18 protein-coding genes and 1 tRNA gene are annotated in these 21,947 nt (G+C 56.6%); 10 read left to right on the forward strand and 9 right to left on the reverse strand.

All coding sequences use genetic code 11. From position 1 onward, the window contains the following. Nucleotides 1-6 precede the first annotated feature (6 nt). The 6 genes from rnr to queA all read right to left on the reverse strand — a co-directional run bounded on the left by rnr (nucleotide 7) and on the right by queA (nucleotide 8,324). The gene (rnr, locus tag Q354_RS0106090) at nucleotides 7-2,727 is read right to left on the reverse strand and encodes a ribonuclease R (RefSeq protein ID WP_027856825.1); all 2,721 of its coding nucleotides are present in this window, start codon (nucleotides 2,725-2,727) and stop codon (nucleotides 7-9) included. A 175-nt stretch (nucleotides 2,728-2,902) separates the two neighbouring features. Continuing rightward, a complete protein-coding gene (secF, locus tag Q354_RS0106095; RefSeq protein WP_027856826.1) occupies nucleotides 2,903-3,823 on the reverse strand; it encodes a protein translocase subunit SecF in 921 nt (306 codons plus the stop codon). Beyond that, nucleotides 3,823-5,688: a protein translocase subunit SecD gene (gene secD, locus Q354_RS0106100; protein ID WP_027856827.1), complete on the reverse strand. Its 1,866-nt coding sequence runs from the start codon at nucleotides 5,686-5,688 to the stop codon at nucleotides 3,823-3,825. Before secD ends, secF begins: the two co-directional genes overlap by 1 nt. A gap of 80 nt (nucleotides 5,689-5,768) precedes the next feature. Then, entirely contained in the window at nucleotides 5,769-6,104 is a 336-nt protein-coding gene (gene yajC / locus Q354_RS0106105) for a preprotein translocase subunit YajC (RefSeq protein ID WP_027856828.1), read from the reverse strand. A 37-nt stretch (nucleotides 6,105-6,141) separates the two neighbouring features. Further along, nucleotides 6,142-7,263 carry a tRNA guanosine(34) transglycosylase Tgt gene (gene tgt / locus Q354_RS0106110; protein ID WP_027856829.1) on the reverse strand — a complete coding sequence of 374 codons (1,122 nt, stop codon included), beginning with the start codon at nucleotides 7,261-7,263 and terminating at the stop codon, nucleotides 6,142-6,144. A 14-nt stretch (nucleotides 7,264-7,277) separates the two neighbouring features. After that, the gene (gene queA, locus Q354_RS0106115) at nucleotides 7,278-8,324 is read right to left on the reverse strand and encodes a tRNA preQ1(34) S-adenosylmethionine ribosyltransferase-isomerase QueA (RefSeq protein ID WP_027856830.1); all 1,047 of its coding nucleotides are present in this window, start codon (nucleotides 8,322-8,324) and stop codon (nucleotides 7,278-7,280) included. Nucleotides 8,325-8,451: 127 nt separating this feature from the next. Between queA and Q354_RS0106120 the strand changes: the two genes are divergently transcribed. Continuing rightward, a tRNA-Leu gene (locus Q354_RS0106120) sits at nucleotides 8,452-8,538 on the forward strand. Between the two features lie 105 nt (nucleotides 8,539-8,643). Then, nucleotides 8,644-10,266: a competence protein CoiA family protein gene (locus tag Q354_RS0106125; RefSeq protein ID WP_027856831.1), complete on the forward strand. Its 1,623-nt coding sequence runs from the start codon at nucleotides 8,644-8,646 to the stop codon at nucleotides 10,264-10,266. Between the two features lie 364 nt (nucleotides 10,267-10,630). On the opposite strand, the gene Q354_RS0106130 is transcribed toward Q354_RS0106125, so the two are convergent. Beyond that, a complete protein-coding gene (locus tag Q354_RS0106130) occupies nucleotides 10,631-11,527 on the reverse strand; it encodes a LysR family transcriptional regulator (protein ID WP_027856832.1) in 897 nt (298 codons plus the stop codon). Nucleotides 11,528-11,658: 131 nt separating this feature from the next. Between Q354_RS0106130 and Q354_RS0106135 the strand changes: the two genes are divergently transcribed. The 3 genes from Q354_RS0106135 to Q354_RS0106145 all read left to right on the forward strand — a co-directional run bounded on the left by Q354_RS0106135 (nucleotide 11,659) and on the right by Q354_RS0106145 (nucleotide 13,814). Continuing rightward, a complete protein-coding gene (locus tag Q354_RS0106135; RefSeq protein WP_027856833.1) occupies nucleotides 11,659-11,964 on the forward strand; it encodes a monooxygenase in 306 nt (101 codons plus the stop codon). Between the two features lie 14 nt (nucleotides 11,965-11,978). Then, entirely contained in the window at nucleotides 11,979-12,350 is a 372-nt protein-coding gene (locus Q354_RS0106140) for a hypothetical protein (RefSeq protein ID WP_027856834.1), read from the forward strand. A 147-nt stretch (nucleotides 12,351-12,497) separates the two neighbouring features. Next, the gene (locus tag Q354_RS0106145) at nucleotides 12,498-13,814 is read left to right on the forward strand and encodes an oligosaccharide flippase family protein (protein WP_027856835.1); all 1,317 of its coding nucleotides are present in this window, start codon (nucleotides 12,498-12,500) and stop codon (nucleotides 13,812-13,814) included. Between the two features lie 38 nt (nucleotides 13,815-13,852). On the opposite strand, the gene Q354_RS0106150 is transcribed toward Q354_RS0106145, so the two are convergent. Beyond that, nucleotides 13,853-14,317, reverse strand: coding sequence for an Lrp/AsnC family transcriptional regulator (locus Q354_RS0106150; protein WP_211252221.1), 465 nt, complete (start codon nucleotides 14,315-14,317; stop codon nucleotides 13,853-13,855). Nucleotides 14,318-14,479: 162 nt separating this feature from the next. On the opposite strand from Q354_RS0106150, the gene Q354_RS0106155 reads away from it, so the two are divergent. Together Q354_RS0106155 and rarD are read left to right on the forward strand one after the other, a co-directional pair. Next, nucleotides 14,480-15,496 carry a hypothetical protein gene (locus Q354_RS0106155; RefSeq protein ID WP_027856837.1) on the forward strand — a complete coding sequence of 339 codons (1,017 nt, stop codon included), beginning with the start codon at nucleotides 14,480-14,482 and terminating at the stop codon, nucleotides 15,494-15,496. After that, a complete protein-coding gene (rarD, locus tag Q354_RS0106160) occupies nucleotides 15,486-16,394 on the forward strand; it encodes an EamA family transporter RarD (protein ID WP_027856838.1) in 909 nt (302 codons plus the stop codon). Before Q354_RS0106155 ends, rarD begins: the two co-directional genes overlap by 11 nt. Before the next feature lie 8 nt (nucleotides 16,395-16,402). Here rarD and Q354_RS0106165 read toward each other — a convergent pair whose 3' ends face one another. Next, complete coding sequence (locus Q354_RS0106165) at nucleotides 16,403-17,257, reverse strand: LysR substrate-binding domain-containing protein (RefSeq protein WP_027856839.1); 855 nt, start codon at nucleotides 17,255-17,257, stop codon at nucleotides 16,403-16,405. Between the two features lie 98 nt (nucleotides 17,258-17,355). Here Q354_RS0106165 and Q354_RS0106170 point away from each other — a divergent pair, with 98 nt between their 5' ends. The 3 genes from Q354_RS0106170 (at nucleotide 17,356) to modF (ending at nucleotide 21,932) form a co-directional block, all read left to right on the forward strand. After that, complete coding sequence (locus Q354_RS0106170; RefSeq protein ID WP_027856840.1) at nucleotides 17,356-18,570, forward strand: YbfB/YjiJ family MFS transporter; 1,215 nt, start codon at nucleotides 17,356-17,358, stop codon at nucleotides 18,568-18,570. A gap of 332 nt (nucleotides 18,571-18,902) precedes the next feature. After that, a complete protein-coding gene (gene ilvC, locus Q354_RS0106175; RefSeq protein WP_027856841.1) occupies nucleotides 18,903-20,378 on the forward strand; it encodes a ketol-acid reductoisomerase in 1,476 nt (491 codons plus the stop codon). Nucleotides 20,379-20,513: 135 nt separating this feature from the next. Further along, nucleotides 20,514-21,932: a molybdate ABC transporter ATP-binding protein ModF gene (modF, locus tag Q354_RS0106180; RefSeq protein WP_027856842.1), complete on the forward strand. Its 1,419-nt coding sequence runs from the start codon at nucleotides 20,514-20,516 to the stop codon at nucleotides 21,930-21,932. Nucleotides 21,933-21,947 lie beyond the last annotated feature (15 nt).

Below are 21,947 nucleotides of genomic sequence, written 5' to 3' on the forward strand. Positions count from 1 at the left end.
TCAGTCTCAGCCGTGCTTTTTCGACTTGGCTTTCTTTGCCGACTTTTTAGCGCCCTTCGCGGCAGCGGCCTTCTTGCCGCCCGCCTTCGGCTTGGCAGACTTAGCCTTACGTTTCTGCGACTTGCGGCTCTTACCACCCACCTTACCACTGAGCTCCATCAGCTCACGCTCGGCCGCCGACAGCTTTGGCTTATCCTTTCCGGCAGCAAGCCCGTCTGCCGAAGCCGTTTTAGCCGCCGCGGTTTTCACTCCGCGCTTACGTGGATTGATCAGCTCAGTTTCGCTGTTTTTGGCCCCCCGTTTGCGCGGCGCCTTATGGCCTTTTTCCGGCTTGGCCTTATGGCCCCAGTCGTCCTTATGACCGGCATGGTGGGCCGGCAGTTTCTTCGCCTCAGGCGCAGTCACCGGCGCGGCAGCGGGCTTAGGGTCTCGGTTTCCGATAGAACCTTCAGCCAGCATATCGCGCTTCTTACGACGCTTTCCGCGTAACGCCTCAACCATCTCGAAATCGATCTTGCGCTCGTCCAGATCGACCCGTACCACTTTCACCCGAACCCGGTCACCGAGCTGGAACTTCTTGCGGGTGCGTTCGCCCAGCAGGCGCTGCTTCGCCGCATCAAAGTGGTAATAGTCGCCCGGCAACGCCGTGATATGCACCAGGCCTTCGACAAACAGCTGTTCCAGTTCGATAAAGAGGCCGAAACCGGTGACTGCCGAGACAGCACCGTCGTACTCGTTCCCCACCTGACTCTGCATATATTCACATTTCAGCCAGGAGACCACGTCCCGGGTCGCATCGTCGGCACGACGCTCGGTCATCGAGCAGTGCTCACCCAGCTGCAACAGCTGCTCCATGCTGTAGCTGGTCAGGAAGTCCGGATTGGGCTGAAACCCGTCCGGGCGGCCGATAGCGCGATCCTGCTTGGCTGAATGGATCTGGGCACGGATCGCCCGGTGCACCATCAGGTCGGGATAGCGGCGGATCGGCGAGGTAAAGTGGGTATAGGCCGGATAGGCGAGGCCAAAGTGGCCCTGGTTATCCGGGCTGTAGACCGCCTGACGCATCGAGCGCAGCATCATAGTCTGGATAATATGGCGATCCGGCCGGCCTTCGATCTGTTCCGCCAGGCGCTGGTAGTCCTTGGGCTCCGGCTCTTCGCCACCGGCCAGGTTCAGTCCCAGCTCACTGAGGTAAGCCCGCAGGTTGGCCAGCTTAGCTTCCTTAGGTCCTTCATGGACGCGATACAGGGTTGGCACTTTCAGCTTCGCCAGGAAACGCGCCGTGGCGACGTTGGCACACAGCATGCATTCTTCGATCAGCTTATGGGCATCGTTACGCTGCACCGGGACGATCTCTTCGATCTTACGCTGGTCGCTGAAGACGATGCGGGTTTCGGTGGTCTCGAAATCGATCGCGCCACGCTCCTCCCGGGCACCACGCAGGGCATGGTAAAGGCTGTACAGGGTTTCCAGTGGCTTCATCACGCCAGCATATTCCTGACGCAGCTGCCGGCCTTCCTTACTGTCAGGCTGCATCAGCATCTGCCCCACCTTGGTATAGGTCAGGCGGGCATGGGACTGAATCACCGCTTCATAAAACTGATAGCCGGACAGCTTGCCAGCCGCGCTGATGGTCATTTCACAGACCATCGCCAGGCGATCGACATGGGGATTCAGCGAGCAGAGGCCATTGGAGAGCAACTCCGGCAGCATCGGCACCACATACTCCGGAAAATAGACCGAGTTACCTCGGTTATGCCCCTCATGATCCAAGGCGCTGTCGGGACGGACATACCAGGAGACATCGGCGATCGCCACCCAGAGACGCCAGCCACCGCTGCGTTTTTTCTCGGCATAGACCGCATCATCGAAGTCGCGCGCATCTTCACCATCGATGGTCACCAGTGGCAGATGGCGCAGGTCGACGCGGTTGGCCTTGGCGCTCTCTTCCACCTCGGCCTGCAGTTCGCCGGTCTCCTGGCGCACCGCATCCGGCCACTCACTGGGCACATCGTAATTGGCGATGGCGACCTTGATCTCCATCCCCGGCGCCAGATGATCACCCAGTACTTCCACCACCTTCGCCAGTGGCATATTGCGCTTACCCGGCTGCTTGGTAATCTCGGCGATCACCAGCTGCTGGTCCTGATACTGCAGCGGATTTTCCGGGTCCGGCTTGATCATCACTTCCTGGGTAATACGCTGGTTCTCCGGCCGCAGCGAGCCAAAGCCATCCTGACCGGAAAAGCGTCCCACCAGGCGGCGGGTGCAGTGCTCCAGCACTTCGATAATCTTCCCTTCGCGGCGGCCCTTATGATCGCGCCCGCTCTCCTGCACCAGCACCCGGTCGCCATCAAAAACCTGCTTCATCTGACGCGGGCTGATAAACAGGTCATCGCCGCTGCCGTCCGGCGTGACGAAACCGAAGCCGTCGCGATGACCGATCACCCGGCCCGGAATCAGCTCCATATTCTTGATCAGACCAAACTCGTTCTTGCGGTTGCTCATCAGCTGGCCATCACGGCACATCGCCTTAAGCCGGAAACCTACCGCATTAAAGCTGTCCTCTTCCACAATCCCCAGCTCCTGGCAGAGTCGCGGATGGCTGATTGGCCGTCCCCATTCCTGCAGAAACTCCAGCATGAACTCGCGGCTGGGTACCGGGTTACCGTATTTCTCCGCCTCAGCGGCGGCCTTGGGATCGCGTTTTAGCCAGTCTTTACTCATGGAATCCTTTTAACGATATGGCAGGGCTACGGGCCGCATATTCGGCTGCGCCCCTGTTCACAGTATTATTCTGAGTGTACTTCAAATTGCAGTATTTGAATTGTATTCAAGCGTTTAATAGCGGTTTTTTGGCGCAGGATTAAAAAAGCCGGCGCAAGGCCGGCTTTCTGAAACGTTATGGACGATCGTCCACCTCTTCCTCCTTTTCGGGAGGCAGCAGGTCTTCCTTACAGATGTTCATCGCGATCAGTACGTTGGCCGCCACATAGATGGAGGAGTAAGTACCGATAAAGACACCGACCAGAAGTGCCACCGCGAAGCCGTGGATCATCTCACCACCAAACAGCGCCAGTGCCAACAGCACCAGCAAGGTGGTTAAGGAGGTCACCAGGGTACGGCCCAGCGTCTGGCTGAGGGACGAGTTCATGATCTCGATCGGCGTGCCACGACGCATCTTGCGGAAGTTCTCACGGATACGGTCAGACACCACGATAGTATCGTTGAGTGAGTAACCGATCACCGCCAGCACCGCCGCCAGTACCGTCAGGTCAAACTCAACCTGCAGTACCGAAAAGAAGCCCAACACGATGATGACGTCATGCGCCAGGGCAGCCACAGCGCCCACTGAGAACTTGAACTGGAAGCGGAAGGCGACGTAGATCATGATCATCGCCAGCGCGACCAGCATGCCCAGGCCACCCTGTTCGCGCAGTTCTTCACCCACCTGGGCACCGACAAACTCGTTACGGCGCAGGGTGATTTCGTTGCTCTCATCTGCCTGCAACGCGGCAACCACCTTATCACCCAGTTTCGGGTCGTGATCACTGCCGAGACGGATCAGGATATCCGTCGGCGATCCGAAGGTTTGCACCACGGCATCGTTATAGCCGGAACCTTTCAGCTTATCGCGGATATCTTCCAGCTCGACCGCCTGCTCGTAGCCAACCTCCACCAGGCTGCCGCCGGTAAAATCCAGCCCCAGCTTGAGGCCGTTAAACGCCAGCGAGCCGATAGAGACCAGCAGCAAGACCAGAGAGAAGATCGCCGCCCCTTTGCGCAGCCCCATAAAGTCATAGATTTTCTGCGTCTCTGACATTACTTCACACCTCCGATCGAAACGGTCTGCAACTGACGGCCACCGTGGGTCAGGTTAACCAGCGCACGGGTCACCAGAATGGCAGTAAACATCGACGTCAGGATACCCACCGACAGGGTTACGGCGAAGCCTTTTACCGGACCGGTACCCATCGCAAACAGGATCAGCGCCGCAATCAGGGTGGTGATGTTGGCATCCAGGATAGTGGTAAAGGCGCGGTCGAAACCGGCATGAATCGCCGACTGCGCCGGCAGGCCGTTTTTAAGCTCTTCCTTGATACGGGCAAAGATCAGCACGTTGGCATCCACCGCCATACCCACCGTCAGCACGATACCGGCGATACCCGGCAGGGTCAGGGTGGCCGACAGCATCGACATCACCGCTACCAGCAGCATCAGGTTGAAGCTCAGGGCAACATTGGCCAGCAGGCCGAAGGTGCGGTAGTAGATAACCATAAACAGCAACACCAGACCGAAGCCCCAGGTCACTGCCGTAACGCCCTGTGCAATATTCTCGGCACCCAGGCTAGGTCCGACCGTGCGCTCTTCGACGAAGTAGATCGGTGCCGCCAGTGCACCGGCACGCAGCAGCAGTGCCAGTTCGGAGGACTCACCTGCACCGTCGAGACCGGTGATACGGAAGTTACTACCCAGCACAGACTGGATCGTCGCCAGGGAGATGATGTTCTTCTCCTGGAAGCGGATCTTCTCTACCACCGGCTCGCCATTAACCGTCTTGTAGACACTGCGCTCTTTATCTTCGACAAACAGCACCGCCATGCGACGTTTCACCGCATTGCGGGTGGTACGTGCCATCAGATCACCACCCTTGGAGTCCAGGGTGATATTCACCTGTGGCTGACCGTTTTCATCGAAAGAGGCCTGGGCGTTGGCGACATTATCACCCTTGATGATGATGTCTTTTTCCAGTGTCGCCTTGCGGCCCTGCTCGCTGCGGAACTTGTAAGTTTCGGTGCGCGCACTGCTGGCACCCGGTGACGCTTCGAGGCGGAACTCCAGGGTCGCCGTCTTACCGATAATACGCTTGGCGGCTGCCGTATCCTGAATCCCCGGCAGCTGCACCACGATACGGTTGCGGCCCTGACGCTGTACCAGCGGCTCGGCTACACCCAGTTCGTTAACACGGTTACGCAGGGTCGTCAGGTTCTGTTTCAGGGCATAATCTTCGATATCGCGGATCGCCTGTTCAGACAGGTTGAATACCACGAAGTAGCTGCCGTTTTCTTCAGCGCTGGTCAGCAGGAACTGCTGGTACTCTTTGCGCAGGACCGTCAGCGCCTCGTCACGGACGTCGGCTTTGGCGAACTTCACCGCCAGGCTGCCATCATCACGACTGGTCACGGTACGGTAGCGCAGCTTTTCTTCCCGCAGCTTACCTTTAATCTCAGAGGCGTAATTTTCCAGTTTCTGTGCCACCGCCGTTGGCAGATCCACTTCCAGCAGGAAGTGCACGCCACCTCGCAGGTCGAGACCCAGCTTCATCGGGCCGGCACCCAGGCTGGTCAGCCAGTCCGGCGTAGAAGGCGCCAGGTTGAGGGCAACGACATAGTCATCGCCAACCACGCGGCTGACCACCGCTTTCGCCTTCAGCTGGGTTTCACCGTCATTAAAACGGATCAGGCCGCTTTTCTTTTCCAGCTCGGCATTTTTGATTTCCAGCCCCTCACGCTTCAGCGCCGAGGTCACACGGCTCAGCAGGCTTTCATCTACGGTGTAGATATCGCGGCTGCCGGTCAGCTGGATGGCGAAGTCGTCCTGATATAGGTTCGGCGCGGAGTAGAGAGCGCCAAGCAGCAGGACAACAGCGATGAGGAGGTTTTTCCAGAGGGGGTATCTATTGAGCATACTGTGCCCTTGTTCCTTGCAGAAGTTCCTTGCAGAAACAAAAACGCCACTTCAGCAGTGGCGTTTCCGATTAGCCGCTATCAAATGCTTTTGATAGTGCCTTTAGGCAGTGCCGCGGCGACGTGTACTTTCTGGAACTGCATTTCAACGCCTTCGCTGACTTCCAATACTACGTAGTCGTCGTTCACTTTAGTGATCTTGCCGACCAGACCACCGCTGGTCATCACTTCGTCACCCTTGCTCAGGCCGCCAAGCAGGTTTTTGTGCTCTTTGGCACGCTTGGACTGTGGACGCCACATGAAGAAGTAGAAGATCAGACCGAAGCCGACCAGAAACAGCAGGTTAAACATTTCCGGTGCGGCGGCTGCACCCGCTGCGCCTTCGGCAGCATTCGCAGTAGAGATAAAAAAGCTCATGTAGCTTAACTCCTGACAATAAAAAGAAAACTGTTACTTATATGGTGCTCAGTGGCGGCGTTTCAAGGCCCCGCTTAGCGTAAAATTCGTTCACAAAGTCGTCCAATTTACCTTCTTCAATTGCCTGGCGCAATCCGGCCATAAGCGTCTGATAGTAGGTAAGATTATGGATTGTGTTCAGCTGTGATCCGAGGATCTCCTTACACTTATCCAGATGATGCAGATAAGCGCGGCTGAAATTACGACAAGTGTAACAAGCGCAGGTTTCATCTACGGGACGGGTATCGGTCTTATTCGCAGAATTACGGATTTTGACGATACCGGTATCGGTAAACAGGAAACCGTTACGGGCATTACGGGTCGGCATCACGCAGTCGAACATATCGATCCCACGGCGCACGCCTTCCACCAGATCTTCCGGCTTACCGACACCCATCAGGTAGCGCGGCTTATCCTCCGGCATCTTATACGCCAGATGATCAAGGATCTTGACCATCTCATGCTTAGGCTCGCCCACTGACAGACCGCCAATGGCATAACCGTCGAAGCCGATCTTCTCCAGCCCTTCCATCGACTCATCACGCAGATGTTCGTACATGCCGCCCTGAACGATACCAAACAGCGCCGACGGACTGTCGCCGTGGGCTTTCTTGGAACGCTCGGCCCAGCGCATCGACATCCGCATCGACTGTGCCGCTTCGGTTTCCGTCGCCGGATAAGGGGTACACTCATCGAAGATCATCACGATATCGGAGCCCAGGTCACGCTGCACCTGCATCGATTTTTCAGGATCGATAAATACTTTGGAGCCATTCACCGGCGACTGGAAGGTCACGCCCTGCTCGGTGATCTTGCGCATCTTGCCCAGGCTGAACACCTGGAAGCCGCCGGAATCGGTCAGGATCGGTCCCTTCCACTGCATAAAATCATGCAGGTCGCCGTGCTGCTTGACGATCTCGGTACCCGGACGCAGCATCAGGTGGAAGGTATTGCCCAGAATGATCTGGGCACCGGTTGCCTCGATATCCTTCGGCAACATACCTTTGACGGTGCCGTAGGTACCGACCGGCATAAAAGCCGGGGTTTCCACCACGCCACGGGGGAATGTCAGACGTCCACGACGGGCCTTGCCCTGCGTCGTGATACGTTCAAACTTCATGAAACACTCTCTGCTCACTTTACCTCCAACGCCCCGTTCTTACGGGTAATAAACATCGCATCACCGTAACTGAAGAAGCGGTAACACTCCTCAACCGCAGTCCTGTACGCCTGCATCACATGCTCGTAGCCTGCAAAGGCACTGACCAGCATCAGCAACGTCGACTCCGGCAGATGGAAATTGGTAATCAGCACATCCACGGTTTTGAATTCGTAACCGGGGAAGATAAAGATGCTGGTATCGCCGAAGAACGGCTCGATCTCACCATTCTGGCTGGCACTCTCCAGTGAGCGCACACTGGTGGTACCGACCGCAACGACCCGGCCGCCACGGGCCTTGGTCTCACGCACCGCCTGGCAGACCGCTTCGCTCACCTCGATATACTCGGCGTGCATCACATGCTCTTCGATCTTATCCACCTTCACCGGCTGGAAGGTACCCGCCCCCACATGCAGGGTAACGAAGGCCTTGGTGACCCCCATCTCATCCAGCTTGGCCAGCAACGCCTCATCGAAGTGCAGGCCAGCGGTCGGCGCGGCTACGGCACCCGGCTTCTGATTGTAGACCGTCTGGTAACGCTCGCGGTCTTCCAGCTGATCCTCGCGCTTCATATAAGGCGGCAACGGCATATGGCCGTGCGCCTCCAGCGCCTCGATCAGCGAACCCTCGATATCGAAGCGCAGCTGGAACAGGTTTTCGTGACGCCCGGTCACTTCCGCCTGCAAACCACCCTCAAGGGTCAGTTTCGCCCCCGGTTTCGGTGAGCGGCTGGAACGAACATGGGCCAGCGCCTCGGAGGCATTCAGCACCCGTTCCACTAGAATCTCGACCTTGCCGCCACTCTCCTTCTGGCCAAACAGGCGCGCCGGAATCACCCGGGTATCGTTAAACACCACCAGATCGCCCGGCTGCAACAGCTCCAGCACATCGGCAAAATGACGGTGTTCAAGGTTGCCGCTGTCACCCTCAAGGCACAACAAACGGCTCTGAGTACGTTGCTCCAGCGGATAGCTGGCGATCAACGCCTCAGGAAGATCAAAATGAAAGTCTTTAACCTGCATTCAGGACACTTCAGAAAGGCTGATTGAAAGGAGCGACATTCTACCGGAGTAAGGAAAAATTTGCAGTTATCAGCGCTAACTGATTGACGCCACGTGAAAGCCACTTATAATACGCCCCCACTGCAGTGCCAGCGTGGTGAAATTGGTAGACACAGGGGATTCAAAATCCCCCGCCTTAACGGGTGTGCCGGTTCGAGTCCGGCCGCTGGTACCACTACTTAAGAAGCTCCTTTGAAGGGGCTTTTTTTGTGTCTGTAGTCTGGCTAGTCTGCTGACTAGAGAAACATCTCAAAGTAACCATGCTGACGGTTTTTAAGGAATGAAGACCCCAATAGGCCTGGATAAGGATTCTCAGGAAATACGTTTAATTGACGACGTCGAAAGCGGCCTAAAGTGCAATTGTGTATGTCCAGAGTGCGGGGCTCCGCTCCTCGCAAAGAAGGGCCCAATCAAAGCCGATCATTTCTCTCACTATAAAGCCACCGAGCAACAAGCCTGTAGAGAAACAGCCGTCCACTTGATGGCAAAGTATGTATTGTTAAACGCCTCTACAATCCTTTTTCCCACGACTCATTACAGTTCCAAGACCATCTACTCACGTCTACAGGAACCATTCAGTTCAGCGCGAGAGTTCCTTGCAGAGTCATTAAAGGTTTGGGATACCCAAGAAGAGGTTAACCTACCGGCCCACCGAATAAAGCCAGATATTATCTGTACGACTGCAATCGAAGGGCTGGAACTACAGGTAGCTATCGAAGTTGCTGTGACACATGAAGTGGATGACGAAAAAGCTCAAAAGATCGCAGCAGCCGGCTTAGCATCCTTTGAGATAGGCCTAGCTAATCTGACAACTAAGTCTCAACTAACGTTCGACGACATCGAGAAAGCACTTGGTGAAAAGGACAGGTTGTCCTGGATAAACGAAAGTGAGCCTTTCCGACAGCATCTCCATTATATTTGTCATTCAAACGCCGCAGAGGCTAGGGATAGGCGAAACCAGGAAATTGATAAATGGATGGACTGCATACGTAACTACTTCAAAGTAGTAAAAACTCTATCCTTGCCAACCTACACTCTCCCAGCAGTAGTCACTTCACTTGATAAAGACCTAGCAGGCAACTACATAAAGCCCAAGTTTCCCCCAACACCCGAGCTACCAACAACCCTTCAATTATGGGATATAACAGGCCCTGTTAAAGCCCAACTTGAAGCTAAATGTACCGTGAGCACACATCAATTTCGTCTCTTCATAGCTATACAATTACCCACAGCTAACACCTTCTCTTCTGATAAATCCCATCTACGATTAGATATTTCAGAGTTACCAGCCCCTCAAGAACTCGAACGACAGTTGAAGTGGGGAAAATCTAAAGTAATGGATGAACATATCTCCACTGTGCGCTATATAAAACAACAAGCATTAAAGGCTGCTAACAACAAAATAAAACAGGACCTGCAGCACAGAATTGAGTGGTTCAACGACATCCTAGACGGAACCAAGCAACCTGAATTTCACAACATTGATCGAATTCAACAGGATTACAACCAAGCGTTAATTGAGCTAACCCACAAAGGCATTCCTGCGAAGCAATGGACGAAAAACTACAAGGATGGATGGATTTTCGGATGCCCTAATGAGTACTGGCAGATCCTCCTAATTCGCACAATCTGCTTGGTGAACAATGATGGGGTGAATACGAAATACTATGCAGACAGACTTAAGAAGCATCACGGTGTCGATGCCATTGAACCGATTAGGACTCTCACCTTCCGTAAAAGCATCATGCACAAGGTAGGCTTTGATCCGGATCTTGTGCCAAGCACCTACAAGATCTTGTGGGACTTTTTCCTTCATCTTGAAGGACTTAACGTTCTGAAAAAGTCGGGACGGGGTCAGTTCAGAAAGCTGATTCCATTTGGACATTCATATCAGCAACTGTGATCTGTGAAAATTCCCCGAAAGCATTCACGATTGCTATTGAAGATAGTTTCTTTGGCGATAGCCAACACCTCGATCTTAGTCGAGATTAACAACCTTCTCAGCACTCACAATTAAGCATTAATGGGTTTTACTCTGCCCCGATTTTATCCAAATGTGCTAAGCGGTTATCGAGTTTAGGGTTGTTTTTAGCGTCTCGGTCTGACGGAAAATCGTTTATCTCTCACACTCAAAGCAATTCCTCAAGGAAAGACGGTTATAGTGGCCAACCATTCCCGGACAGTAAGTTAGCTTTTCCTTTGCCGCAACGGGCGGCTGTCCCTGAATGTATTGATGTGACCGTCGCCAGTTGTAGCGCACTGTCGCTTTAGCCTCTTTCCCTGGCCGATCTGAGCAGCATATCGTAGAAGCACCGGGCGGCAGGGCCGGTTGTGGCACCTTTAGGTAAGGTCAGGTGTAACGGCACCTGATAGCTGTCGGCATGTTCGACGCGAAGTACCCTGAGGTCACTATCGTTACCGGCATCAACGATGTGTTGTGGCAGTCGGCAGAAACCCACGCCCTGGGATACGGCGCGCATGGCATGGTCAAAGTTATCAACCGTAATACGCTGGCGCGATTTCAACCAGCCGACATCCTGTGCGGCGGCGGGTTTGTCCGAACCACCCAGGTCACGGACCACTATCTGGCAACTGGTGGCAAAGTCCGCCATTGTCAGGCTGACCCTGTCTGCCAGGGGGTGATTTCCGGACACCACCGGCACCATGGTTGTTAAGCCAAATGCTTCGGCCGGATAGTTGGTGACGGGCAGGTTGATAATTGCGATATCCGCCCGCTCGGCGGTGACCATCTCGGTGGTTTTCGAGAGTGAGGTTTCTAGCACCTGAATTGAGGTTGTGCTGTTTTGCGCCAGAAACTCAGCCATCGGTCCGTATAACCAGTCCGGATTACACAGGTGGTCCATGCTGACGGTGATTTCTGATTCGATCCCACTGGATAACTGGGCACTGACCAGTTCCAGCTCCTGGGCCTGGTCCAGTATCGGTGCCGCCCGGCGCAGTAATACCCGACCGTTATCAGTGAGCACCGCCCTGCGTCCCTGCACCTCGACTAAGCTCACCCCAAGCTGTCGTTCGAGCTTCTTCACAGCATAGATCAGGGTGGTATGACTCTTGTTCAGGACTGATGCTGCAGCCTGAATACTGCCGGCCTGTTCAATTGCCCTGAGGGTGAGCCACTGCTCCAGCGTTGTCTTTAGCTTCATATGTCAATTTTATAGACAATAAATAGCAATATTATGAACTTTATTGTCTATTTTTTATAGGAAAAAATAGCTCCAGCAATCAGAGAGCAGGTTGACGCTCTCACCCTCGTAACCCTGTTGGAGAGATGATAATGGCTAAATTACTACAGGTGGATTTTGACTTTCAGGGCCCGTTTGGCGAAGAGATGTCCGCAGGGCTGGTCGACCTTGCACGGTCTATCAATGACGAACCGGGCATGATCTGGAAAATCTGGACAGAAAACGCGCTGGAGAAACGTGGCGGCGGTGTTTATCTGTTTGAAGATGAGGCCAGCGCGCAGGCCTATCTTGAGATGCACTCGGCACGCCTGAAGGCTCTGGGCGTCACCGAAGTCAGAGGCATAGTGTTTGATATTAATGAGCCACTGAGTGTCATCAATCATGCGCCGCTTAGTTGAGAGAAGGGGACTTTATGAACAACAAACTCTTTCTGACCCTGCACGGGACAATCTATACGGTTTTTGCCCTGACACTGTTTTTTATACCAACGCTTATGTGGCCAATGTATGGCGTCGAAATTAACGACCGGTATGCCTACTTCCTGTCGCAACACACCAGTATTTTTCTGGGCGGTGTAGCGGCGGTCAGCCTGTTTCTGCGTGAGATAGAGTCGGGGCCGATGGCAAGGCAGCTGTTTAAGGCTTTGCTTACCACTAACGTACTGGGGGTTGGTATCACGTTTTACGCGGCCGTTGGCGGTATCTTTGTCGGCTTCGGCTGGAGTGATCCTGCTTTTTTCGCGGTTCTTTCCATACTTTGCTTTCTGCAGCTGAAACGCCAGTAACAATACGTCAGCCTTTGCCGTCCGGGTAGGGCGGCTGGCGGAATTCTGGAGAAATTGAGGAGATCTTCAGCTTGCCCTTTGCGGGCATCAGGCAAACGTGCAGAATCGGATCAGCCCCCTCCTCCAGCAACTCAATGGACTGAAGCCATGTCTCACCCGAACGCCAGCGACTCTCTTTCCCCCGACTACTTTAGAAAAGGCTCCCTGGTGCTGTTTCTCGGGGTCTTTATCGGCTTTGCCGCCGATTATGGCTTCAACCTGACATTGAGTAACGCCCTGCCCAGCCATGAGTACGGTGACTATAAGGTGGCTTATGCCTTTGCCGCCATTACCAGCGTGCTGGTGTTGCTGGGTGGCGACCGGGTCGCGCCGCGCTTTTTGTCGGCATCGCTGTCACGGGGAGATAACCGCCCCGTCTGGGAGTTTCTCCGCTTTTACCTGCTGATCGCAGCCGGGTTGTCGCTGGCGGTGTTTCTCTGTACGGCGGCCGGTGCTGTGCTGCATATCGGCAGCACCGACCTGCAGGATCATCATCCGCTGCTGCTGATATCGCTGGTGATTCCCTTTATCGCCATCGGTGCGCTGCTCAGCCGGATACTTCAGGCCGCCAAACGACTGGCGCTGTCTAACCTGCCCTGGCGTATCGCCCTGCCGCTGCTCAAGACCGGGCTGGTATTGCTGCTGGTGGCCGCCCTGAGCGAAATCCATCTGTGGCAGGTGATCGCCTCAGCGACGCTGGCGGTTTGGCTGATCATTGGCTGGCAATGGCATAAGATCCGGCAGCTGAAGCTGTTAACCCTGCAGCGGGCACCGCAGACATTTGCCGGGGCTTCGGTACTGAAGCTGTCCGTGCCGATGATGCTGGCGATGCTGATTACCCTGGCACTGAACCAGATCGACCTGTTTATGCTGGAGATGCTGGCAAACGAGCAGGATGTGGGACACTTCGCAGCCGCAGCCACCACCGCCCACCTGCTGCCAGTGGCACAGGTCACTATCGCCGGGTTGTTCCTGCCACTGATTGCACCGGCACTGGAACAGGGCCGAAGCCGTGCCCGCGCCTTGTTCTGGCAGGGCCAGAAGGCCATCGCGATAACTGTGCTGAGCCTGACCCTGTTACTGCTACTCGGCGGCCCCTGGCTGCTGTCTTTCTTCGGCAATGACTTCCTGCTGGCAGAACAGGCGCTGCACTATCTGGTCGCGGGCTATGCGCTCTGGGCACTGGCGGCATTCGCCTCCACCTGGCTGCAGTATGGCGGCCAGGGTCATGTCGTGGTGATGATTGGCTGTGCGACGCTGCTGATTGATGCCGGCGGAAACTACTGGCTGATCTCCCGCTATGGGATCGACGGCGCTGCCATGGCGACCTGTCTCTCGATGGGGTTTGCGGCACTGGCAACCTGGACGGCCTGCTACCGTCATCTGCATCAGGCAGACACCGGGGGCCAGCCATCGGCGACCTGATCCCTCAGTCTCGGCAGCAACCTGGATGCAGCGTGGAATTAAAGCTCGATGGCGGTTTCAAACTTTTCCCGCCCCAGTGAGATCATGCTGCGGTACTTACGCAGGTTCTGATCGCTGGAGAGCGTCCGGCGGCTGAAGTTTTCATAAGCCTGCAGATCCGCCACCATCACCACCAGCAGGAAATCGACCTCACCGGTCACCTGGTAGCACTGGGTGACTTCAGGCGCAGCTGCCATCTTGCGTTTAAAAGCGGAGTAGATATCCAGCTGGTCACGGGCCATCTCCACCTCGACAATGATATTCAGCGGATGCCCCAGCACCGCCGGATTGACGATGGACACATCGGCAATAATGACGCCCTCGTCGCGCAGTCGCTTTACCCGGCGCAAACAAGCTGGCGGCGACAGTCCAACCAGCTCGGCCAGTTGCTGATTACTGATACGATTATCCCGCTGTAGCTGGTTAAGAATACGGCGGTCGATACGGTCCAGTTCGATTTTCATATGATTCCATTTATTACATCAAAAACTTAATTAAATTTCTTATACAAGAATTTTTCACAATTTTTATCAAAATAGTAGCGCCATTATAAAATCACCGCTCAGCCACACCCGATACAATGCAGCCCTTCTCAATCTGATCTGATCAATATGGAGCGTTGCAGCATGCCGGCGTTACTCAGGCACCCCTTTATTTCTGTCACCCTGCGTGAGCTGGCACTGGAGATCTACGAGGTCTGCTTTACCCTGTTTAAGCTGATGATCCCGGTCCTCATCGTGGTGAAGGCCCTTGAAGAGATGGGCGCGATTCCCTATATCAGCAGCCTGCTGGAGCCGCTGATGCAACTGGTTGGCCTGCCGGAATCGATGGGACTGGTGTGGACCACCACCCTGCTGACCAACATCTACGGGGGTATGCTGATCTTTTTCCAGCTGGCGCCACAGGAGAACCTGTCGGTGGCACAGGTTACGGTGCTCAGTGCATTGATGCTGATGGCACACGGACTGCCGGTAGAGGTGCGTATCGTGCAGCAGGCCGGGGTGCGTTTCCTCTGTGCCCTGGCGATCCGCATGCTTGGCGCGCTGGGGCTGGGGCTGATCCTGCATCACCTCTACAGCTGGGGTGACTGGCTGCAGCAGCCGGCACAGCTAAGCTGGACACCCCCGCCGGTGGACAGCAGTCTGAGTTCCTGGCTGCTGTCCCAGCTGGAGAGTTTTGCCATGATCGTGGTGGTGGTCAGCGCCCTGCTCAGCCTGCTGCGTTTCCTGCGCTGGATCCATGTCGAGCGGCTGATGATCTGGCTGCTGCAGCCGGTGCTTAAGGTGCTTGGCATTGGTCCTCAGGCCACCTCACTGACGATTATCGGTATCACGCTGGGGCTCTCCTTCGGCGGCGGCCTGCTGATCCGCGAAGCCCGCAGTGGCAATGTCAGCCAGCGCGACTGTTTTGCGGCACTGGCACTGCTGGGGCTGCTGCACAGCCTGATCGAGGATACCCTGTTGGTGTTGCTGCTGGGAGCCGACCTGTCCGGGGTGCTCTGGATGCGGCTGGCCTTCAGCCTGATCACCGTTGCCCTGATGACCCGCTGGCTCGACAGTACCAGCGAATCGTTCCGCAACCGCTACCTGTTTCATGATGTCACCCACAACGACCCGCCCGGGGGAAAGCTGCATGCAGGATAATCAGGAGTATCGCCGCGGTATCGGTTACGCCATCGCCGCCTATGGCATGTGGGGACTGGTACCGATCTACTTTAAAGCGGTGGATCAGGTCTCAGCGCTTGAGGTGGTCAGCCACCGCATTATCTGGTCAGTACTGTTCCTGTTACTGCTGCTGGGGATCGGCCGCCGCTGGCACGACCTGAAGCAGCTGCTGGGCAACCGCAAGCTGGTCAGCGGGCTGGCCCTGAGTGCCCTGGTGGTCTCCAGCAACTGGCTGGTTTTTATCTGGGCGGTGGCGCAGGAACGAATTCTGGAAACCTCACTGGGGTATTTTATCAACCCGCTGGTCAGCGTCTTTATGGGGATGCTGTTCCTGCAGGAGCGGCTGCGGCCGGGACAGTGGCTGGCGATCTCACTGGCGGCAGGAGCCGTCGGCTATCAGCTAGTCTTGCTTGGCAGCCTGCCCTGGGTCGCGCTGGCACTGGCCTTCAGTTTCGGAACCTACGGTTTGCTGCGTAAGAAGATCCAGGTGGACGCGATACTGGGGCTGTTTGTGGAAACCCTGCTGATGCTGCCGTTTGCCCTGGGCTATCTGCTCTGGCTACAGACGCAGGGCCAGCTGCAGTTCGGTCACGACGGCACTGACATCACCGCACTGCTGGCGCTGGCCGGGATTGTCACCAGCCTGCCATTGCTGGCGTTCACCGCCGCGGCGCGACGCCTGAGCCTGACCCTGATCGGCCTGCTGCAGTATATCGGCCCGACCATCACCTTTATGCTGGCGGTGTTCTATTACCATGAACCGCTGGACAGTGACCGACTGCTGACATTTATCCTGATCTGGCTGGCACTGCTACTGTTTACCGCCGAAGGCTGGCGCTCGAAACGCCGCCGCAGGGCGCTGCCTGCCGCAAGCTAACGGCCGGCTCAGCCACTCACGCTGCTGTTGTCGACTGAGGCGATCAGGGTATCTACGGCGTTCATCGGCAACGCCTCACGGTGGCGGATCAGTACGGTCGGCACCGTCGCCAGGTGTGGCGCCAGCGCTTGCAGCACCAGGGCATCACTGAAGCGGCTATGACTCACCACCGGGCGTGGCATCAGGGTCTGCCCGAGTCCCACGGCGACACAGCCGAGAATGCCATCCAGGGTGCCCAGTTCCATCACCTCGCCTCGTTGTTCACCCTGCTCCCGTTGCCAGCTGAGGGCACGGGCACGGTAGGCGCAGCCCTCGCGAAACAGGATCAGCGGCAGTGCCGCACTGCCATTGTCCCGGGACCGGACCAGCACCAGCTCCTCCTGCAACAGCTCCGTCGCCACCAGGTCCGGATGCTGCACCGGACCGCCGACAAAGGCGCAATCCAGCTTACGCTGCAACACCTGCTCGACCAGCGCCGCCGAGGTATCGGTACTGATATGCAGATCGACCCCGGGATGGGCCTGTCGCACCTGTTTCAGCAACGGCGGCAGGCGCAGCGCAGCAAAGGTTTCCATCGCGCCGATACGCAGGGCACCGGCGCTTTCGCCCACATTACGCACCGCCTGCCCGGCCTGCTGTTCCAGCTGCAGGATACGGCGCGCATACTGCAGCAGCACCTCGCCCTGGGGCGCCAGCACCAGTCCCCGTCCCTGACGGTAGAACAGCGCAGTGCCCAGCTCCTCCTCCAGCCGCTTGATCCGCGCCGTGACATTGGACTGCACCGTATTGAGCTGCCGCGAGGCCGACAGAATGCCGCCCTCTTCAACAACCGCCTGAAAGGTCCGCAGTGACTGGATATCCACAACCATTCTCCAAGAAAGAACATTTCTTTCTTTTTTATTCATTATTAATGATACAAAAAAGCATATAGCGTCTCCCCTGATGATGTAAAGGGGGATCTATGAGCACGGACACACAACGGTTAAAGGTATTAAGCGCCGGTATTTTCAGTCTGATCCTGATGCTGGGGATCGGCCGCTTCGCCTACACACCACTATTGCCGGTGATGCAGCAGCAACAGGTACTGGGGATCGCCGAAGGCGGCTGGCTGGCGGCGATCAATTACGGTGGCTATCTCTGTGGCGCCATACTGGCAGCGATGATCGGCGATCTGGTGGTGAAAGACCGGCTCTACCGGGGCAGCCTGGTGCTGGCTCTGCTCACCACGGTCGGCATGGGCCTGACGGAGAATATCTGGCTCTGGGCAGTACTGCGTTTCTTCGCCGGGCTGGCCAGCGCCGGTGGCCTGCTGATCGGTTCCGGTCTGATCCTGAACTGGCTGATCCGCCATGGTCACCGCAGCGAGCTGGGCATCCATATCAGCGGCATGGGCCTGGGCATCAGCCTCTGTGCTCTGGCCGTGGAGCTGATGAGTCCCTGGTTTGACTGGCGCGGGCAGTGGCTGCTGTTCAGTCTGATCGGCGGACTGATACTGATCCCGGCCTGGCGCTGGCTGCCTTCGCCGGATCGCAGCCAGCTCAACCACAACGGCCCGCAGATGCAGGATAATCCACCCGGCAGGCTTTTCCTGCGCCTGTTTATGGCGGCCTACTTCTGCGCCGGGGTTGGCTATGCCGTCAGCGCGACCTTTATTGTGGCGATTGTCGAGCAGTTGCCGGGGCAGGCCGGAAATGGCGCGCTGGCATTTATCGTGGTGGGCGTCGCCGCTGCACCGGCCTGTATTCTCTGGGACCTGATCGCCCGCCGCATTGGCAATATCAACGCCCTGAGCAGCGCCTACCTGCTGCAGATCCTCAGCCTGTTGCTACCGGTGATGATCCCCGGCCTGAGCACCAGCCTGATCGGTGCTGCCCTGTTCGGTGCCACCTTTATCGGTATCGTCAGCCTGGTGCTGACTATGGCGGGCCGCTACTACCCGAGCCGACCGGCCAGGATGATGGGGGTGATGACTATCTCCTACGGCATCGCCCAGATCATCGCCCCGGCCCTGACCGGACTGCTGGCAGAACACTATGGCAGCTATGATGCGGCGATCTGGCTGGCGATCATTATGATGGCGGCAGGCAGCCTGCTGACCCTGCCGCTGGGCATACTGGAGCGACGCAAGCGACAGCCCCGGGGCACCTCGACAGCGGCCCTCAGGGCAACGACCTGACCGCCCGGGGAGCTTCGGAAAAGCGTCGCGCCGCCGGGCGATAATCGCGGCTGAAACTGTGCCGATATCAACCTCTGAAGGGATCCATCCCATATTGCATATAAAGCAATACAGTAATGATAATATCTCAATATACGCAAGATTAGAGTTGCGTTAGAGTAGCGCCATTCGATCGCGGATCTGTCGGCTAACCAGCTATTGGACGGCTTCGCCATCCGCCGGATCTGACAGTGCCAATGCAGACTGAAGTCCGGCGATCAGCGACAAACACGATGAATTCAGTGTGTTTGCCTCCGTGCAGACACTCACTTATTTGAATGGAAATATCAGCCATGTCTAACAACTATTTCAACACGCTGCCTCTGCGTGAGCAGCTGGAACAACTGGGTAAGTGCCGCTTCATGACCATGGACGAGTTCGACGATGGCGTTGAAGCTCTGAAAGGCAAAAAGATGGTCGTTATCGGTTGTGGTGCTCAGGGCCTGGCTCAGGGCATGAACCTGCGCGACAGTGGCTGCGATGTTTCCTACGCACTGCGTGAAGCTGCGATCGCTGAAAAGCGTCAGTCCTGGAAAAACGCCACCGAGAACGGTTTCGTTGTCGGTACTTACGAAGAGCTGATCCCGACGGCTGACGTTGTACTGAACCTGACGCCGGACAAGCAGCACACACCTGTTGTTAACGCTGTTATGCCGCTGATGAAAGAAGGCGCTTGCCTGTCTTACTCCCACGGTTTCAACATCGTTGAAGAAGGCATGAAGATCCGTGACGACCTGACTGTCATCATGGTTGCACCTAAGTGCCCGGGTTCTGAAGTACGTAACGAATACGTGCGTGGCTTCGGTGTTCCTACCCTGATCGCTGTTCACGAAGACAACGACCCTAAAGGCGAAGGTCTGGCACTGGCTAAGGCATACGCGGTTGGTACCGGCGGGCACAAAGCGGGCGTTCTGATGTCCTCTTTCATCGCTGAAGTTAAGTCCGACCTGATGGGCGAGCAGACTATCCTGTGCGGTATGCTGCAGACCGGTTCCCTGCTGTGCTTCGACAAGATGGTCGAAGAAGGCATCGAGCCAGGCTACGCTTCCAAGCTGATCCAGTACGGCTGGGAAACCATCACTGAAGCTCTGAAATACGGCGGCGTAACCAACATGCTGGACCGCCTGTCCAACCCTGCGAAGATCAAGGCATTCGATCTGGCAGAAGAGCTGAAACAGATCATGCGTCCGCTGTACAACAAGCACCAGGACGACATCATCGATGGCACTTTCTCCCGCGTGATGATGGAAGACTGGGCGAACGATGACAAAAACCTGCTGGGCTGGCGCGCAGAGACTGCTGAGACTGCTTTCGAGAAGACTCCGGCTGGCGATGTAGAAATCTCCGAGCAGGAATACTTCGACAAAGGCATCCTGATGGTTGCTATGGTTAAGGCGGGTGTTGAACTGGCGTTCGAAACCATGACGGCTGCCGGCATCATCGCTGATTCTGCATACTACGAGTCCCTGCACGAAACGCCGCTGATCGCGAACACTATCGCCCGTAAGAAGCTGTACGAGATGAACGCCACTATCTCCGATACGGCTGAGTACGGCTGCTACCTGTACAACCACGCGTGTCTGCCGCTGCTGGCTGACTTCATGAAGGACATCAAGACCGACGTTATCGGTAAGGGTCTGGAGCTGGAAGACACTGGCGTAGACAACGCCCGCCTGATTGAAGTGAACGCGGCCCTGCGTGCTCACCCGGTTGAAGCGATCGGCGCGACTCTGCGCGGTCACATGGCTGACATGAAGAAAATCGTTTAAGACACTCCCTGCTGCTGCCCGCGCCCCGCGCCGGCAGCCACTGCAGACGATCAAGGCCGGGACTCATCTCCCGGCCTTTTTTTTGACTTTTTGGTACCCGATAGGGGTATACCCCGAACAGACAGGTCAGCTGCGATGACAATTCGCCTAGATGATTTAACCGTAAATTTTGACGAGCGCTTCCAGCTCAATAACATCAACTGGCAGCTGGAAGACGATCAGCACTGGGTGGTTACCGGTGCCAATGGTTCCGGCAAGTCCGCCCTGGCGGCGGTACTGGCCGGGGCCGGTGAGATCGTTTCCGGCAATCTGCAGGGCGTGCCGCCGCGGGTCGGGCTGGTTTCCTTCGAGGCCCAGGCCGAGCTGATCGCTGCCGAGCTGAAGAAAGATGACGCCGACATTATGGATGTGATCGCAGAAGGCACCCCGGTGCGGGAGATCCTGCTGCAGCCAGGCAGCGATGCGGCACTGGTGGATGAACTGGTGGAGAAGTTCGGCCTCAGCGCGCTGATGGACCGCGCCTTCCGCAAGCTCTCCACCGGCGAATCACGCAAGATGATGTTGATCCGCGCCCTGGCCAGCCAGCCGGACCTGCTGGTGCTGGACGAGCCGTTCGATGGCCTGGATGCGGCGACACTGGCGATGCTGCAGCAGTATCTGGCGTCACTGGTTGAGACGATTCCGATGGTGCTGGTACTGAACCGCTTTGACGAATTCCCGGACTTTATCAGCCATATCGCCTATGTCGATAAGGGCCGGCTGGCGCATCAGGTGGCACGCAATGACGAAACCGCCTATGCCGAGCTGTATAAGCTGCTGCACCTGAAAACCACCGAACTGGAAGTCCCGGCTGCCGATCCGGAAACCGCGATTCCGGCGCTGGACCCGACTCAGCCGCTGGTGAAGCTGAACGGCATCAATATCCGCTACGGCGATACCACCGTGATTGGTGACCTGGACTGGACCATCGAACCCGGCAAGCACTGGCAGCTGAGCGGCCCCAACGGCAGCGGTAAGACCGGCCTGCTGTCGCTGATCACCGGCGACCACCCGCAGTGCTACGTCAACGATATCTTTGTGTTTGGTTTTAAGCGCGGCAGCGGCGAGAGCATCTGGCAGATCAAGCAGTTTATCGGCTATGTCTCCACCTCACTGCAGTGGGAGTACAGCGTTGGTACCGGCCTGCGCAACGTCATTATCTCCGGTTTCTACGACAGCATCGGCCTCTATACCAAGGCCACCGAACGGCAGAAGCAGATCGCTGACCAGTGGCTGGCCCTGCTGGGGATGAGCGAGCGCGCCGACGAGCCGTTCAACAAGCTCTCCTACGGCGACCAGCGCCTGCTGCTGATCGCCCGCGCGATGGTGAAGCACCCGCCGCTGCTGATCCTCGATGAACCCTGCCTGGGTCTGGACGATATGAACCGTCAGCTGGTGCTGGCCCTGATCGAGAAGATCTGTGCCGACAGCGAAACCACAGTGCTGTACGTCAATCACCACCCGGAAGACCAGATCAAGGGGATCGATAACTACCTGGAACTGGATAAGCGCTGATCACGCCTGCGGGCC

The organism is Marinobacterium jannaschii DSM 6295 (assembly GCF_000620085.1).
GTDB lineage: Bacteria > Pseudomonadota > Gammaproteobacteria > Pseudomonadales > Balneatricaceae > Pontibacterium > Pontibacterium jannaschii.